The sequence below is a fragment of the Arthrobacter sp. SLBN-122 genome (assembly GCF_006715165.1).
Classification (GTDB): domain Bacteria; phylum Actinomycetota; class Actinomycetes; order Actinomycetales; family Micrococcaceae; genus Arthrobacter.
Window position 1 is genome coordinate 3,348,327 of record NZ_VFMS01000001.1, and the last position, 15,582, is coordinate 3,363,908.

Genomic DNA, 15,582 nt, shown 5'->3' on the forward strand with positions numbered 1-15,582 from the left:
CTCGGCCCCGCGGGGCTTGTTCTGCGGCCGCCTCCGGTTCCGGTCAGTAAGCGGCTGAACCCTGTTCACCCTTGACAATGGCAATCCCGGAGCTGGCACCAATTCGTGTTGCACCTGCTGCAATCATAGCCTGCGCGTCGGCCAGCGACCGTACGCCGCCGGAGGCCTTGACGCCCAGGCCTGGGCCCACGGTCCGGCGCATCAGGGCTACGTCTTCGGCGGTGGCGCCGCCGCCGTTGAAGCCGGTGGAGGTCTTCACGAAGTCCGCCCCGGCCTCCACGGCCGCCTGGCATGCCAGCACCTTCTGCTCATCCGTGAGGAGGACGGTTTCGATGATGACTTTCAGGATGGCGCCGCCTGCATGCACGGTCTCGGCAACCGCTGTGATGTCGTCCGTCAGGGCACCCTTGTCGCCGGCCCTCGCGGAGGCAATGTTGATCACCATGTCCACCTCGTCCGCCCCGTCCAGCACGGCGCCGCGGGCTTCGAACGATTTCACATCGGTGGGCGTGGCCCCCAGCGGGAAGCCCACTACGGAGCAGGTGAGGACGCCCGTGCCTTTGAGCGCGGTGGTGACGGTCTTGACCCAGATGGGGTTGACGCAAACCGACTTGAAACGGTACTCGGCCGCCTCCGCACAGACCTTCAGCACGTCAGCCTCCGAGGCTTCGGGCTTGAGCAGCGTGTGGTCGATGTAGGAGGCGATGTCCGCGGTCCCGGCCTGGTCAGCGGTTCCTGCGTGAACGATGGCTTCGTTGCTCATGATGGTCCTCTCGAAGGGCCTTGTGGGCCCGGCGTTGACTCGGTTTCGGGAACCATCTTGTCACAGCGCACCGCGCCGGAGGCGCCCGCTCAGGCAGCCGCCTGCAGGACCGGTGCCGCCGACGACGCGGACAGCAGCTGAGTGGCGCAGGCACCGGCCGCGGAGGCCGCTGCCACCAGCAGTCCCAGCCGCACGCCGTCGAACGCTGCTGCGTCACCGATGGCCCAGATTCCCGGGACGGACGTCCGGTAGTCGCGGCTGATCTCGATGCCGCCGCCCGGAGCGGTCCGCAGGCCCGCGCTGGCAGCGAGGCCGTCCCGGGAGACCCGCTCCTCGGCCAGGACCACCAGGTCGCCGGTCATGCTGCTGCCGTCTTCGAAGACCACCGCCGATGCGGCCACGCTGGAAGCTGAGCCGGAAACGACTGCAGGGATGACGGCGCTCGGCCTGGCGGTAGTTCGGATGGGACGTACGCCCTTTGCCCGCAGGACCGCCTCGGCTTGCCCGGCCGCGGCCCCGGTGCCCACCAGGATCCCCACGGGGCGCCGGCCCAGCTCCCGGGCAACCTTCTGCACGTCCTTGGCGATGCGCGGCGCGTCATCGATCGTGGCATAGCTCAGGCACTGCGCGGCACCGTCCACCGGGCTGGCCACGGGGGCCGAACCGGTGGCAATCACCAGTTGGTCGTAGGCGAATTCCATGCCATCCGCCGTTGCAACGGTGCGCTTGGCGGCGTCGATGTGGCTGGCCGGCTGGCCGAAGCGCACGGAGACCTGGGGCAGCATGGCCAGCTCCAGCAGCTCTTCCGGGGTGTCGTCGCGGTTGCTCAGCACCGTGATGGTGCCGTTGAACCGTGCGCGGTCCAATTGTGCCACCAGGGCCTGGGCGGCGGGGCCGGCGCCGGCGATGACGATGCGGGTAGCGGTGGAGGTGGACGTTGAGGGTGCCGGAGCGGACATGTGCTGGCCCTTTCGCTGGTGGCCGGGAACCGGCCGGATCTTCGTGATGGAACCCAGCGTAGGGGTGTGCTTTTTCGGTTGTGTTACCCGTCCATTGCTGTTTCGCGGGCCCGTGTTCGCCAGTATTTACCGGCCGGTAACAGAACCCGTGATGCATCTCTCATCCATCCGGCGCCGGACACAATTCCCCGTGTCCAGCGCCCCGGGCGGCCCGCCCACCGACACTTAGACGCGGATCCGGTACCCCCGCTTGACCACCGTTTCAATGAGTTTGCCGTCCGGCAGCGATGAACGCAGCCTGCTCACGGTCATGTCCAGCGCGTGCACGGAGCCACGGAGTTCCAGCAGGTCGGAGAGTGATTCACGGGACAGGACAGCGCCGCCGGCACCCAGCAGGGCACGCAGGAGCAGCAGGGGAGCGGGCGCCAGTTCCACGGCCTGGCCGTCGACCCGCAGGCTGCGGCCGCGAAGCTCGATGTTCCCCGAGCGGGTATCCAGCCGGCGGACATGGTTCAGCGCCAGGTGCTCGCACACCAGCCGGATGAGGGCGCCCATCCGGAACCGTTCCGGGATCAGCGGGCTCAGGCCCGCGTCCAGGAGGGGCTGCGCGGTCACGGGACCCACCACGGCGGTGGTGACGTTCAGCTTCAGGCTCTCCACCAGCTGTTTGTAAAGGCCCATCTCATGGGCGGTGCTCCACATGGCGTCCACTGCCGGGGCGCTGGTGAAGGTCAGGACGTCCAGGTTCCCGCTGCAGACGGCCTCGATCAGCCGCGGCAGCTTGTCCTCGCCGTCCGGCTTAACCCAGCGGTAAGGAGTGACAGTGAGGACGGTGGCGCCGGACATCCTCAAGCGCTCGATCTGGCGCACATCCGTGTAGCCGTGCAGCTGCATGGCAACGGTCTTGCCGCGCACGCCTTCGGTGAGCAGCATGTCCACCAGCGTGGAGGTGGTTTCGTCGCTGCTGATTCCGACGTCGGCAAGGCCGGCCGCGCGCACCGCACCGCGGGCTTTGGGTCCCCGGACGAACATGCGGGTGCTCCCGAGCGTTTCCAGCAGCTCGTCGCCGATGCCGAAGGAGTCCGCGGCTTCGCACCACCGGCGCATGCCGTAGGCAGTGGTGGCGATGCACAGGTCCGGCTTGGCGGCGATGATGGCCTTGGTGTCCTCGATGAGCCTGATGTCCTCCTGCACAGGGGCGATCTTCAGCGCCGGCGCATGCAGCACCTCAGCCCCACGGCGCTCCAGGGCCTCGATCAGATCACGCGACCGCCGGTCCGAGGTGACGCCGATGCGGAACCCCTCAAGCGGTGACTCCGCGGCATCGGTGGTTTCGCCGGCCTGCGCAGTCGGTTCGGCCTGCGTTGGTTCAGCTTGGGCCGGTTCAGCCGGTGCAAGTGCAGTCATGGGGGTCAATCCTTTCATGATCCCAGCAGCGAGGCCGCAAGCCTGTCCAGGTCTGCGGCCGCAGCGGCGTGGTTCCGGTTGGCTTCAGCCACCCGGACCACCTCGCCGATGACCAGCACTGCCGGGTTGCTGCATCCGGCAGCGGCGGAGGTGATGGTGCCGAGGTCTGCGATGGTGGTGCGCTGGCCGGGCCGGTAGCCGCGTTCCACCACGGCCATGGGCATGTCCGGGCGCATGCCGGCGCGGCGTAAACCGGCCGCCAGCTGGTGGAGGGTGCCGATGCCCATGAGCACCACGATGGTCCCGCCCAGGCCGGCCAGGTGGTGGTGCTCCTTCTCGGTCAGCGGCGCGTGCCCGGAGACCACGGTGAACATGCGGCTGACCTCGCGGTGCGTTACCGGGATGCCGGCGGCGGCGGGAACCGAAATGGCACTGGTGACGCCGGAAACTACCTGGACCTTGAGGCCCGCGGCCATGCAGGCGGCAACTTCCTCCCCGCCGCGGCCAAAGACGTAGGGGTCGCCGCCCTTGAGGCGGACCACGTTGTTTCCGGCCAGCGCGCTTTCCACCATCAGCTTTTCGATGTCCGCCTGGCTGACTTTGTGGTGCCCGGGTTTCTTTCCGACGTCCACCAGTTCCGCGGACGTCAGCAGCGGCAGTTCCTGGTACGGTGCCAGGCGGTCATAGAACACGACGTCGGCATCGCGGAGCGCCTTGACGGCTGCCACAGTGAGCAGATCCCCGGTGCCGGGGCCGCCGCCCACCAGGGTGACGTGCCCGGCGGGACCGGCGGCCGGCTCGGCAGCGACGGGAATGCCGGTGTTCCGGCAGCGTTCCAGGAAGGCGTCCCAGCCGGGCTGTCCGTCCTCGACGGCGGCAACCAGGAACAGCCGCTCCGGCAGGTGGACGAACCGGGCCTCGGCGGGGCTGCCCAGGCGGTGCACGGCGGCGCCTGCGGCTTCGTACCGCCGCACCGCCTGCCGCGCGGCAGCGGGGCTGCCGGCCACCAGGACGTTCCGGCCGGTGAGGTCGATACTGAGCTGCATGGCTATGCCTCGTTTCCGATGGTTTCGGCGGTGGCGGGACGGACCGGGATGGACGCGCCGATCAGGACCTTCCCTTTTTCCTCGGCTGTGGCCGGGCGCATCTGGCCGCGCTCATCCGGGACTAACGTGATGGAGTCGTCCTTCTGGTCCGGTGCATTGACGAACGAGCGGAACCGGCGCAGCCGCTCCGGGTCCTTGAGGGTGTCTGCCCATTCGTCGACGTAGGTGTCCACGTGCTTGGCCATGGCGGCTTCGAGGTCCGCGGCGATGCCCAGGGTGTCCTTGACCACCACGTCCTCAACGTGCTTGATGCCGCCGTCGAGCTCCTCCTGCCACCGGGCCGTGCGCTGCAGGCGGTCCGCGGTGCGGATGTAGTACATGAAGTAGCGGTCGATGTACTTGATGAGAGTTTCATCGTCCAGGTCCTTGGCCAGGAGCTGGGCGTGGGCCGGGGTGGCCCCGCCGTTGCCGCCCACATACAGGTTCCAGCCGTCGGCGGTGGCGATCACGCCCACGTCCTTGCCACGGGCCTCGGCACATTCACGGGCACACCCGGACACGCCCATCTTGAGCTTGTGCGGGCTGCGCAGGCCGCGGTACCGCAGTTCCAGCTGGATGGCCATGGCCACCGAATCCTGGACGCCGAAGCGGCACCAGGTGGACCCGACGCAGGACTTCACCGTGCGCAGGCTCTTGCCGTAGGCCTGGCCGGACTCGAAGCCGGCGTCCACCAGCTCCTTCCAGATCTCCGGCAGCTGCTCCAGCCGGGCGCCGAACATGTCGATCCGCTGGCCGCCGGTGATCTTGGTGTACAGGCCGTACTTCTCGGCCACGGCGGCGATGACGCCAAGCTTCCTGGGGGTGATCTCGCCGCCGGCGATGCGGGGGACCACGGAGTAGGTGCCGTCCTTCTGCATGTTCGCAAGGGCGCGGTCGTTGGTGTCCTGCAGGGTGCCCCGGCCGGCATCCAGGACGTAGGCGCTGTTCTGGCTGGCCAGGATGTTGGCGATGGTGGGCTTGCAGATGTCGCAGCCGGCGCCGCTGCCGTACTTGGCCATGATCTCTTCGAAGGAGGTCAGTTCCAGGACGCGGATGGCGTCGAACAGTTCCTGTCGGGACAGTTCGATGTGCTCGCAGAGGGCCTTGGAGACCTCGACGCCGGACTTGGTCAGCTCGGTTTCCAGCAGCTTCTTCAGCATGGGGACGCAGGAACCGCACTGGGTACCGGCCCGGGTGCAGCCTTTCAGCTCGCCCAGTTCCTGGACCGGGGCGTTGCCCTCGCAGGCACCGCAGCCGTTGATGGCGTCGCGGATGCTGCCGGCGGTGACGTTGTTGCAGGAGCAGAGGGTGGCGTCGTCGGGGAGTTCGGTTTCGGGGGCCTCGCCGCCGCCGGCCGCACTCAGGAACGCGCCGGGCTCTGCTGGAAGTTCACGGCCCAGAAGGGGGCGCAGGCTCATATAAGGGGAGGCGTCGCCGACGAAGATGCCGCCCAGGAGGGTCTTGGCGTCGTCCGTCGTCACGATCTTCTGGTAGACGCCGCGGGCGGGATCGGCGTAGACGATTTCCAGGGCGTGTTCGGTGCGGGCGAAGGCGTCGCCGAAGCTGGCCACGTCAACGCCGGAAAGCTTCAGCTTGGTGGCGGTGTCGAAACCCGGGAAGGTGGCGTCGCCGCCGTGGAGGCGGTCGGCGACGATTTCCGCCATGGTGTTGGCGGGGGCCACCAGGCCCAGGCACATCCCGCCGTAGTTGGCCACTTCACCGATGGCCCAGATGCCATCCACCTCAGTGGCGCAGTAGTCGTTGATGACCACGCCGCCGCGCTGGCCCAGGCTGAAAAGCTGGTCTTCGCCGTCGGCGGTGCGGAAGAGCTCGTCGCGGGGCTTGACGCCGACCGCGACGATCACCAGGTCGGCCGGGATGATGCGCTCGTCCGCCATCAGCACTCCGGTGACCTGGCCGTCGTCGTCCGTCAGAATCTCTGAAGGGAACACGCCGCCGTGCACTTCGAAGCCCTTCGCCTCGATGAGGCGGCCCAGGGCCTGGCCGGCGCCCTCGTCCAGCTGGGTGTTCATCAGCCACGGCGCCCCGTTGATGACAACGGGGGTGGCGCCGAGCTGCTCGGTGCCGGCGGCCGATTCGAGCCCCAGAAGGCCGCCGCCGATGGTGACGGCGTTGACCTTGCGTCCCAGCCTGGCAGTGAGTTCCGCGATGGCCTTGTTGATGGCCCACACATCTTCAAGGGTGCGGTAGACGTGGGCGTGTCCGGCGCCGGGGATGGGCAGGCGGACGGCGTCCGAGCCGGTGGCCACCACAAGCTCGTCATATTCGTAGGCGTTTCCCGCAGCAGTTTGCACCGTCTTCGCGCCTGCATCGATCTTCACCACGCGCTCGCCGGTCTTCAGGACCAGGGAGCCGTGGTCCCACATCGAAGCCGTTCCCAGGGTGAGGTCCACCCCGGTATCGGTCAGCGCCTTGGAGAGTGCAACCCGGTCGTAGGGGAGGTGGGCTTCTTCGGTGAGGACCGTGACATGCCAGCCATCGAGGCCGCGGGCATGCATGGCGTCCGCAAAACGGTGGGCCGCTGGGCCGCCGCCGGCGACGACGATGCGGCGCGGAGTCTCTGTGCTTGAAGTCTGTTCGGTCACTGTGGGCCTTTCGCATGGGCCGCAGACGGTGCTCTGCAGCTTGTGCCTCCAGCCTAGGGAGGGGCAGTTTCGCCTCAGTTTCCCAATTGTTTCGCCAACTTAACTTCTGCATCACGAACGCATTTCCGGCCGGGTTAGGTCTCTTTTACGCGCCGGACACATTCGCCGCACCCTGTTGAAACACCCGGAGCCTAGCGTGGGACCCGGCCGCAAACGCAGCGGCTGCACGGACAACAGGCACAGGGAAAGGAGCCGGACATGACGGCAACACTGGAACTTGGGGCGCTCGCCGCCGAATCAGACCTCGCTGGATTCCATACCGGCTGGCACCGTGTCTGCACGGTGGAGGACCTCGAACCGGCCTGGGGCGAGGCCGCCCTGGTGGCAGGCCGGCAGGTGGCACTTTTCCGCACCGGTCCGGCCGAAGTCTTCGCCGTGGCACATGAGGATCCGGCCACCGGGGCCCACGTCATGGCACGCGGAATCCTTGGTTCCAAGGGCACCCGGCCCACCATCGCCTCCCCGCTGCACAAGGAGGTCTACGACCTTGAGACCGGCGAATGCTTCACCACTCCCGGCCTGCGGCTGGCAGCATTCGGCACCCGCGTCATCGACGGCTTCGTCGAGGTACAGCTGTAGCACCTGCACTCTTTAAGGGGCGCGGGGTCCGTTAGCGGCCCTGGCGCCCCTTTGGGCTTTAACCCAGGAGTGTTAAAGACCCAGTGCCTCGCTGACGTCATGCAGTACCTCATCCAGTGAGGCACGTGCGGCCTGGCGCGCTGCCGGCAACTCCGCGGCGGAGCCTGCCTGGTGGATAACCTCCAGGTAGCACTTCAGCTTGGGCTCGGTGCCGCTGGGCCGGATAATCACGCGGGTCAGGTTGCGGGTGATGTAGAGCAGCCCTTCGGTGGGCGGCAACTGGGCACTGCCCTCGGCCAGGTCCGTGAAGACCTCCACTGCTGACTGTCCGAACGATTCCGGCGGCGAAACCCGCAGGCGGTTCATCATGGCGTCCAAAAGCCCCAGGTCCGCAACCCTGATGCTCAACTGGTCGCTGGCGTGCAGGCCGTGCTGGAGGTACAGCTCATCCAGGGTGTCGAACACGGTCTTGCCTGCGGCCTTGGCGGCGGCGGCGAGTTCGGCGATCAGGACGGCGGCCGAAATGCCGTCCTTGTCCTTCACCTGTTCCGGGGCCACGCAGTACCCCAGCGCCTCCTCGTAGCCGTAGACCAGCCCGGGAACGCGGGAGATCCACTTGAACCCGGTCAGCGTTTCCTCGTGGGCGAAGCCGGCCGCGGCGGCGATGCGGGCCAGCAGCCGTGACGAAACAATCGAATTGGCAAAGACGCCGCGGCCGTCAGCCTCCGCGCCGGCCTGGCCGTCGGAGAGCCGCGTCACCACGTGGGCGCCCAGCAGGGAACCCACTTCGTCGCCCCGGAGCATCCGCCACAAACCGGTGTCGGGGTCCTTCGCCGCCACGGCGGCCCTGTCTGCGTCCGGGTCATTGGCGATGACGATATCGGCGTCCAGCTGCGCGGCCGTTTCGAGGGCAAGGTCCAGGGCCCCGGGTTCCTCGGGGTTGGGGAAGCTGACGGTGGGAAAATCGGGGTCCGGTTCGGCCTGTTCGGCCACCACGGTGACATCTGTGAAACCTGCCGCCTTCAGGACATCCAGTGCAGTGTCGCCGCCGACGCCGTGCAGCGGGGTGAGGACGATCCTCAGGTCGCGGGCAGGGAAGCGGTCCGGCATGGTGAGTGCCGCCGTCGCCCGCTCATACCCAGCCGCCAGCGAGCCGTCCAGGACGGTCCAGCCGCCCTGTGCCAGCGTGATGGATTCCAGCGGTCCCACGACGCTGATCCGCGCGGCGATTTCCGCATCGTAGGGCGCCACGATCTGGGCGCCGTCACCGTCCGCCGCCACGGCATGCCGGCCCAGGTACACCTTGTAGCCGTTGTCCTGCGGCGGGTTGTGGCTGGCGGTTACCATGACGCCGCCGTCGCAATCCAGGGCCCGGACAGCGTAGGCCAGCAGGGGAGTGGGGAGGGGTGCCGGGAGCAGGAAGGTCTCGATGCCGGCGGCCGTGAAGATCGCAGCCGTTTCGGCCGCGAAGGCGTCGGAGTTATGCCGGGCGTCATAGCCGACGACGGCGCGCGGCCGGGTGCCCGGCGCAGCCTTGGCCACTGCGTCCAGCAGGAAAGCGGCGAGTCCTGCGGCGGCGCGGCGCACCACCACCCGGTTCATCCGGTTCGGCCCCGGGCCCAGTGCGGCGCGCAGCCCGGCCGTGCCGAACTGCAGGGTGCCGCGGAAGCTGTCTTCCAGTTCCTGCCGGGCCACCGGATCGCCGTCCTCAACAAGGCGGACAAGCTCAAGGAGCGACGCCTTCGTTGCGGGATCCGGGTCTTGGGCAGCCCATTCGCGGGCCTCGGTGAGCAGGCGAAGTTCGGCATCGGAAGACGTCATGGGCATAACGCTATCGTCATTGCCCGGTCCCGTGACGCACCCGGGCGCCGCGAGCGTTAGAGCCGGGCGATGATATCGGCGAGCAGCCTGGAGATGCGCGGGCCCGCCGCGCGGCCGGATTCGATCACTTCCTGGTGGCTTAAGGGCTGTGGGCTGATGCCGGCGGCGAGGTTGGTGACCAGCGAAATACCAAACACTTCCATGCCGGCGTGCCGCCCGGCGATGGCTTCCAGCGCCGTGGACATGCCGATGAGGTCGGCACCGATGCGCTTGGCGTACTGCACTTCGGCCGGGGTCTCGTAGTGCGGGCCGGGGAACTGGGCGTACACGCCCTCCGCCAGACTGGGGTCCACCTCGCGGGCCAGGCCGCGGATCCGGGGCGAGTACAGGTCTGTCAGGTCCACGAACGTGGCGCCCTCCAAAGGGGATGCCGCGGTGAGGTTGATGTGGTCCCTGATCAGTACCGGGGTGCCGGGGGCCCAGTCCTCGTTGAGTCCGCCGCAGCCGTTGGTGAGGACCAGGGTGCCGCACCCGGTGGCCGCCGCGGTCCGGATTCCGTGGACCACCGCCCGGACACCCCTGCCCTCGTAGTAGTGCGTGCGGGCGCCCAGCACCAGTGCCCGCTTTCCCGAGGGGGTGAGGATGGAGCGGATGGTGCCCACGTGGCCCTCCACGGCGGGGGCGTGGAAGCCGGGAACTTCTTCGGCGGACAGGGTGGCGGTGGTCTCGCCGATGAGGTCCGCGGCCTCGCCCCACCCGGAGCCGAGGACCAGGGCGGTGTCGTGCCGGTCCACGCCTGTCTCTTCGGCGATGTAGTCCGCTGCGGCGCGGGCAGCGGCAAACGGGTCCGTGTTCAGGAAGTCTGTTGTACTCACCAGTACAAGTTATCGTGCCGCCCGTGTTGCCCCCGTCACGGCTGGCCCGGGCAGGGCCCTGTTTTCTTGGTGGTCAGCGGCAAATGGGCGAGAATGGATGACTGTGACTACGCATCCAGATTTCAGTTCCCCCCGGATCGCAATCCTGGGAGGTGGCCCCGGCGGATACGAAGCCGCCATGGTGGCCGCCTCGCTCGGGGCGACGGTCACCATCATCGAACGCGCGGGCCTGGGTGGATCGGCCGTGCTGACCGATGTGGTTCCCTCCAAGACCCTCATTGCCACGGCCGACCTGATGACCCGCGTGGCCGAGGCCGGAGAGCTGGGCGTGAAATTCGACGTCGATGGCGGCGACTTCGTGCCGGTGATGCGCGCCGACCTCAAGCACATCAACGACCGGCTCCTCAACCTGGCCCGCAACCAGTCCCACGACATCCGCGACGGTCTGGAGAAGCTGGGCGTGCGGATCATTGCCGGTTCCGGCCGGCTCCTGGACAACCACACCATCGAGGTCCTGACGGTGGACGGTACGGAGACTGTTGAAGCGGACACCATCCTGCTGGCCGTGGGCGCGCACCCCCGCGAGCTGGAGACGGCCCGCCCCGACGGCGAGCGGATCCTGAACTGGACCCAGATCTACAACCTGGACGAACTGCCCGAGGAACTTATCGTGGTGGGGTCCGGCGTCACTGGTGCGGAGTTCGCCTCCGCCTACAACGGCCTGGGTTCCAAGGTCACCCTGGTGTCCAGCCGCGACCGGGTGCTGCCCGGCTCCGACGTTGACGCCGCCGTCGTCCTGGAGGAAGTCTTCGAACGCCGCGGGGTCCGGGTCCTGTCCCGCTCCCGCGCCCAGACCGTGGAACGCACGGACGATGGCGTACTGGTAACGCTTTCCGACGGCTCCACGGTGACCGGCAGCCACTGCCTGCTCTGCCTCGGGTCCATCCCCAACACGGCAGGCCTGGGCCTCGAGGAGGCCGGCGTGGCCGTCAGCGAAAGCGGCCACATCAAGGTGGACGGTGTTTCCCGCACCACCGCCCCGAACATCTACGCCGCCGGTGACTGCACCGGCGTCCTGCCACTGGCCTCCGTGGCCGCCATGCAGGGCCGCATCGCCGTGGCGCACTTCATGGGCGATGTCGTCACCCCCCTCAAGCTCCACCAGGTGGCATCCAACATCTTCACCTCGCCCGAAATCGCGAACGTGGGCATCTCCGAAGCAGACATCGAGTCCGGCAAGTACCAGGCAGACGTCGTCAAGCTCTCCCTACGCAGCAACGCCCGCGCCAAGATGCGCAACGCCAAGGACGGGTTCGTCAAGATCTTCGCGCGCAAGGGCTCCGGCACGGTGATCGGCGGCGTGGTGGTGGGCCCCAACGCCTCCGAACTGATATTCCCGATCTCCATCGCGGTCAAGCAAAAGCTGCATGTGGACGACCTCGCCAGCACCTTCACGGTCTACCCGTCGCTGACCGGATCCATCTCCGAGGCCGCCCGCCGCCTGCACGTCCACATGTAGGGCACCCGCCCATGTAAGGGCCGAAGGGCCCGCATTCCACGGGCAACCCGTTGCTACACTCTGCTCATGATCGGGCTTCCCTTCGCGGGAAACGGGCTGGTACATGCCGGCTTCGTCGGGCTGGGAATCCTCGCAGCCCTGCTGTTCTACGCTTACGAGAAGCGCCGCCGCGGGCTTGCCGATCCCCGGTTGTGGCCCATTGCCGGTTTTGCCGTTGCTTTCGGCGCCATCGGTTCCCGGGTGCTTACCTGGGACATCTCCCGCCAGGTTTCACTGGCTGACTGGTGGGGCAATGGCGACCGCAGCATCCTCGCCGGGCTGGTAGGAGCCTGGTTCGGCGTCCTCCTGGCCAAACGATTGACCGGTTACCGGCAGCCGACGGGTGACCTGCTGGCCCCGGCAGTAGCCCTGGCGCTCATCATCGGGCGCATCGGCTGCCTTCTAACAGAGCTCCCCGGAACGCCGACCGGGGGAGCCTGGGGAGTGTTCCTCACTCCGGCGCAGGCCGCGCTGACCGGGGCCCAGGCCGGGGTGGGACTTCATCCGTCGTTCGCCTACGAGATTGTCTTCCACCTCGCGGCCTTTGCCCTGATGTGGCGCTGCCGGGACCGCCTGCCCCACCCTGGCGACCTCTTTATCTGCTTCGTCAGCGCCTATGCCCTCTTCAGGTTCGTCGTCGAATTCGTCCGGGGCAACGAGGTGCTCTGGCTGGGGATGAGCCGGCCCCAATGGTTCCTGCTGGCGGTTTTGCCCCTCCTGGTATGGCGGGTCCGGCGTGTCTTCGGCCCATCACTCCGCCGTGAGATGGAAGGAACCGCAGCATGAGTGAGGACCCGGCTGACTTTCCCAGTATCCCGCCGTCCCGGGGAGAAGAACCGCGCCCTGAACCAGGACTCGGTCTCATAGTGCTCGGAATCGTGTTAGGGGCTCCGGCCCTTTATGCCCTTTATTTCGGGACAACAAGTGGCATCGCTCCGAACGAGGGATACAGGACCTTCCTTACCGGGCCCAGAACGTTCATCCCAATCGCCGCGTATTTGGTGGTGGCCGTTGTGCTGACGGTCCGGCCACGCACATCCGGGTTGGGTGCGGGCCTGCTGATCGGGCTGGGGATCTTCACACTGCTCGGCGGCGGACTCTGCGTCGCCTACCTGGCCCAGGCCCGGGCCTGACATGAACGACGACCAGCCGGTTCCGCCACCAAGGGAGCAGGGGAGCGGGCAGAAGCGGGAAAACCGGGGTGGCTATCTGGGGTCCGGAGCCGTTTTCGGCGCTCTGGCCCTGTACATCCTCTACCTTGGGGCAGCAGTCGGCATCGGAGCACCGAATGCATGGGCAACCAGCATCTTTGCCGGGCCGGCCGCCTTCGTCCCGATCGCCGTCTATCTGGGGCTGGCCATTGTTCTTGCCGTTAATCCCCGCACGTCACGCACCGGGGCGGGCTTACTGATTGGGCTCGGCGTTTTCACGTTGCTCGGCGGGGGACTTTGCGTGGGTGCCCTTACACAGGCCGGAATTTGAAGAAGGGTGCAGAATCATGAGGACTCAACAGTTGCCAGGGCCAGGCCAGCCGCTGCGCGGTGACAGGATCCATCGTTATGTGACCGCTTTCTGCCCCCAATGCCACGAAACCAACCCTCCACTCAGCGAGGTCCGGCGGCTGTCCGGGGCGTTGCTTGTCCGTGAAGGTCGTGTGTGGCTCGAACGCGGCTGCCCGGACCATGGCCTGGTCCGCACGCTGTACGACGAGTCGGCGGAAATCCTGCGCTACCTGGAGAAGTGGCAGGCGCCCACGAAGCAGCACATCCCTGACCAGACCGACAATTTCCGCGCTGTCCCCGAGGCCTATGCCTTCGGGCTTCCGGCCATGCAGACGCAACACACCTGCATCCTCCTCCAGGACATCATCGAGCACTGCAACCTGCGCTGCCCCACCTGCTTTACGGCGTCGGGCCCGCAACTGCAGGGAGTCGCACCGCTTCAGGAGGTGCTCGACAACGTGGACACCCGCTTGGCCCGGGAGAACAACCGGCTGGATGTGCTGATGCTCTCCGGCGGTGAACCTACGCTGTACCCCTATCTTGCCGAACTGCTGGACGAACTCGTTTCCCGGCCGATCGTCCGGATCATGGTGAACAGCAATGGCATGCTGATTGCCACTGATGACGACCTCCTCGCCTTGCTGGCACGGCACAGGGACAGGGTGGAGGTGTACCTCCAATACGACGGTCCCTCCAGGCAATCGTCGATTTACCACCGCGGCGGAGATTTGACCCGCTTCAAAGATGCGGCAATCTCCCGCTTGTCGGAAGCGGGCATCTTCACCACGCTGACCATGACGGCATCCCTTGGCGTGAACGACGGCGAAGTGGGCGCCGTGGTGATGCGTGCCCTGGAGACTCCCTTTATTGGCGGGGTGGCGCTGCAGCCCGTCTTCGGTTCAGGACGCGGACACGGCATCGACCCCTTGGACCGGCTCACCCATACCGGCGTCCTGGAGAGGTTGGCTGAGCAGACCAACGGTGTGGTGTCCTGGCACGACCTGACGGCATTGCCCTGCTCCCACCCGCACTGCGCCTCAGTGGGCTATATGCTGAAGGACGACGCGGGAGTCTGGAGGTCCCTGACATCATTGATCGGTCACGATCAGCTGCTCACCTGGCTGGAGCTCAACCCTGACAGCCTTGCGAACCGGATCGCTGACAGCTCCATCCCGCTGGAGCTGCGGAACCTGATGAAAACCTCACTGCTGGACCTGCTGAGCGAGCAGGCGTCGCTGTCCCACCCACGCACCATGGACCTCTGGAAGAACATCTGCTCCCAGTGCGACTTGGGCATCGGCACGCTGACCACCTTGGCGGCAGGCAAGCTCCCTGGCCAGCAACAACGCCTGCGCAGGCTCCTCGCGGAACGGGTCACCCGGATCATGGTCAAACCCTTCATGGACATCTCCACGATGATCGAGGAGCGGCTCACCCAATGCTGCGTCCACGTAGGAACCAAGAGCGACGCCGGCGCCCACCAGTGCGCTCCGTTCTGCGCAGTGCAGGCGTGGCCTTCGCTGGCGAGGCAGCGCATGAGCACGGCCACGCGTGTCCGGCCGCTCCCGGTGCGTCAGGTTTAGGAGGAATGATGGACCCAGCGTCCAATGCCAGGCGGATCGCCGCCGGGCCGCTGCCCTCACAGCTGCTGGGCGGCAGGCACGGCACCACTCCTGAAGCACCCACGGCCCCACCGGGTTCCGTCCCTGGCAGCACCCAAGAAGCGCCTTTTGACCCCCTGCGCCTGTGCATCTTCGCCACAATTGCCCTGCTGGGGTGGCTCGCGGGCCCCTTGGCGCTGTCCGTCTTTGCAGCCATAGGGTTCATCGGATATTGGAAGGCGCGGCGACGTGGACTGACGAAGTCCAAGTGCTACCTGCGCGATACGCGGCTGGTGCTGGCTTATCTGGCTGTCCTCCTGGCCTCCGGCGTCTACGGAATCTACCTGCTCACGGGACGTATGTTCGGGGTGTGAACAGGCCCTGCGGGCGGGGTGTCCTGGGGGCTGGACCGCCGCCCGGGCACCTGCATAGACTCGAACGAGGCAGGGCCGGGAATTTCCAACGAAGTTCCCGGCCGTACCTTTATGACCGGTCAAAGCGAGGAGAAGCCCATGGAATTGCAGGATGTGAAATGGAACGAGCAGGCGCGTGAAAAGATCCTGCTGGACGCCGACCGGGCCCTGCAGGAGGCCGTCCGCGAAGCGGCGTCGTCGCTGTCCGGATCGGACAAGGACCAGGTGTATAAATTCCTGTTTGAAAAGTTGAAGGACCAGTTCGTGGACTTCCAGCCGGGTCCGGACCTGACCCACTACGCCGAGGCCGTGGCCAACGGGGAGCTTGATCCGGCACGTACGGCCTAGAAAGC

The 15,582-nt window shown here is 67.1% G+C and carries 15 protein-coding genes; 8 read left to right on the top strand and 7 right to left on the bottom strand.

The window, feature by feature from the left end:
- Positions 1-43: 43 nt before the first annotated feature.
- From deoC to nirB, 5 genes are all read right to left on the bottom strand, one after another.
- Positions 44-763, bottom strand: coding sequence for a deoxyribose-phosphate aldolase (gene deoC, locus FBY36_RS15460; RefSeq protein ID WP_142120787.1), 720 nt, complete (start codon positions 761-763; stop codon positions 44-46).
- A gap of 89 nt (positions 764-852) precedes the next feature.
- The gene (locus FBY36_RS15465) at positions 853-1,722 is read right to left on the bottom strand and encodes an FAD-dependent oxidoreductase (RefSeq protein ID WP_142120788.1); all 870 of its coding nucleotides are present in this window, start codon (positions 1,720-1,722) and stop codon (positions 853-855) included.
- Between the two features lie 225 nt (positions 1,723-1,947).
- On the bottom strand, positions 1,948-3,129 hold the full coding sequence (locus tag FBY36_RS15470) for a uroporphyrinogen-III synthase (protein ID WP_142120791.1): 1,182 nt from the start codon (positions 3,127-3,129) through the stop codon (positions 1,948-1,950).
- A 14-nt stretch (positions 3,130-3,143) separates the two neighbouring features.
- Positions 3,144-4,175 (bottom strand): uroporphyrinogen-III C-methyltransferase, encoded by a 1,032-nt coding sequence (cobA, locus tag FBY36_RS15475; RefSeq protein WP_142120793.1) that lies wholly within the window; start codon positions 4,173-4,175, stop codon positions 3,144-3,146.
- A 2-nt stretch (positions 4,176-4,177) separates the two neighbouring features.
- A complete protein-coding gene (gene nirB, locus FBY36_RS15480) occupies positions 4,178-6,820 on the bottom strand; it encodes a nitrite reductase large subunit NirB (protein ID WP_142120794.1) in 2,643 nt (880 codons plus the stop codon).
- 258 nt (positions 6,821-7,078) lie between these two features.
- On the opposite strand from nirB, the gene nirD reads away from it, so the two are divergent.
- Entirely contained in the window at positions 7,079-7,459 is a 381-nt protein-coding gene (gene nirD, locus FBY36_RS15485) for a nitrite reductase small subunit NirD (RefSeq protein ID WP_142120796.1), read from the top strand.
- A gap of 72 nt (positions 7,460-7,531) precedes the next feature.
- On the opposite strand, the gene FBY36_RS15490 is transcribed toward nirD, so the two are convergent.
- Positions 7,532-9,280, bottom strand: coding sequence for a phospho-sugar mutase (locus FBY36_RS15490; protein ID WP_200830515.1), 1,749 nt, complete (start codon positions 9,278-9,280; stop codon positions 7,532-7,534).
- Positions 9,281-9,336: 56 nt separating this feature from the next.
- The gene (locus FBY36_RS15495) at positions 9,337-10,155 is read right to left on the bottom strand and encodes a purine-nucleoside phosphorylase (protein WP_142120800.1); all 819 of its coding nucleotides are present in this window, start codon (positions 10,153-10,155) and stop codon (positions 9,337-9,339) included.
- A 103-nt stretch (positions 10,156-10,258) separates the two neighbouring features.
- On the opposite strand from FBY36_RS15495, the gene FBY36_RS15500 reads away from it, so the two are divergent.
- The 7 genes from FBY36_RS15500 to FBY36_RS15530 all read left to right on the top strand — a co-directional run bounded on the left by FBY36_RS15500 (position 10,259) and on the right by FBY36_RS15530 (position 15,577).
- Positions 10,259-11,674, top strand: a complete 1,416-nt coding sequence (locus FBY36_RS15500; protein ID WP_142120802.1) for an NAD(P)H-quinone dehydrogenase — start codon at positions 10,259-10,261, stop codon at positions 11,672-11,674.
- Between the two features lie 66 nt (positions 11,675-11,740).
- A complete protein-coding gene (locus FBY36_RS15505; protein ID WP_142120804.1) occupies positions 11,741-12,499 on the top strand; it encodes a prolipoprotein diacylglyceryl transferase in 759 nt (252 codons plus the stop codon).
- 218 nt (positions 12,500-12,717) lie between these two features.
- Positions 12,718-12,846, top strand: coding sequence for a hypothetical protein (locus FBY36_RS21030; protein ID WP_268815558.1), 129 nt, complete (start codon positions 12,718-12,720; stop codon positions 12,844-12,846).
- A 1-nt stretch (position 12,847) separates the two neighbouring features.
- On the top strand, positions 12,848-13,195 hold the full coding sequence (locus FBY36_RS15515; RefSeq protein ID WP_142120808.1) for a hypothetical protein: 348 nt from the start codon (positions 12,848-12,850) through the stop codon (positions 13,193-13,195).
- Positions 13,196-13,274: 79 nt separating this feature from the next.
- Positions 13,275-14,798, top strand: a complete 1,524-nt coding sequence (locus FBY36_RS15520; protein WP_442858247.1) for a radical SAM protein — start codon at positions 13,275-13,277, stop codon at positions 14,796-14,798.
- A gap of 5 nt (positions 14,799-14,803) precedes the next feature.
- Positions 14,804-15,190, top strand: coding sequence for a hypothetical protein (locus FBY36_RS15525; RefSeq protein ID WP_235008858.1), 387 nt, complete (start codon positions 14,804-14,806; stop codon positions 15,188-15,190).
- Positions 15,191-15,328: 138 nt separating this feature from the next.
- Positions 15,329-15,577 carry a hypothetical protein gene (locus tag FBY36_RS15530; RefSeq protein WP_142120812.1) on the top strand — a complete coding sequence of 83 codons (249 nt, stop codon included), beginning with the start codon at positions 15,329-15,331 and terminating at the stop codon, positions 15,575-15,577.
- Positions 15,578-15,582: the final 5 nt, after the last annotated feature.

Excerpts from the sequence above, each read along its gene's own strand:
- FBY36_RS15530 (WP_142120812.1), top strand. The coding sequence starts at position 15,329 with ATGGAATTGCAGGATGTGAAATGGAACGAGCAGGCGCGTGAAAAGATC.
- FBY36_RS15470 (WP_142120791.1), bottom strand. The coding sequence starts at position 3,129 with ATGACTGCACTTGCACCGGCTGAACCGGCCCAAGCTGAACCAACGCAG.
- nirD (WP_142120796.1), top strand. The coding sequence starts at position 7,079 with ATGACGGCAACACTGGAACTTGGGGCGCTCGCCGCCGAATCAGACCTC.
- FBY36_RS15465 (WP_142120788.1), bottom strand. The coding sequence starts at position 1,722 with ATGTCCGCTCCGGCACCCTCAACGTCCACCTCCACCGCTACCCGCATC.
- cobA (WP_142120793.1), bottom strand. The coding sequence starts at position 4,175 with ATGCAGCTCAGTATCGACCTCACCGGCCGGAACGTCCTGGTGGCCGGC.
- FBY36_RS15505 (WP_142120804.1), top strand. The coding sequence starts at position 11,741 with ATGATCGGGCTTCCCTTCGCGGGAAACGGGCTGGTACATGCCGGCTTC.
- FBY36_RS15490 (WP_200830515.1), bottom strand. The coding sequence starts at position 9,280 with ATGACGTCTTCCGATGCCGAACTTCGCCTGCTCACCGAGGCCCGCGAA.
- FBY36_RS15525 (WP_235008858.1), top strand. The coding sequence starts at position 14,804 with ATGATGGACCCAGCGTCCAATGCCAGGCGGATCGCCGCCGGGCCGCTG.
- deoC (WP_142120787.1), bottom strand. The coding sequence starts at position 763 with ATGAGCAACGAAGCCATCGTTCACGCAGGAACCGCTGACCAGGCCGGG.
- FBY36_RS15515 (WP_142120808.1), top strand. The coding sequence starts at position 12,848 with ATGAACGACGACCAGCCGGTTCCGCCACCAAGGGAGCAGGGGAGCGGG.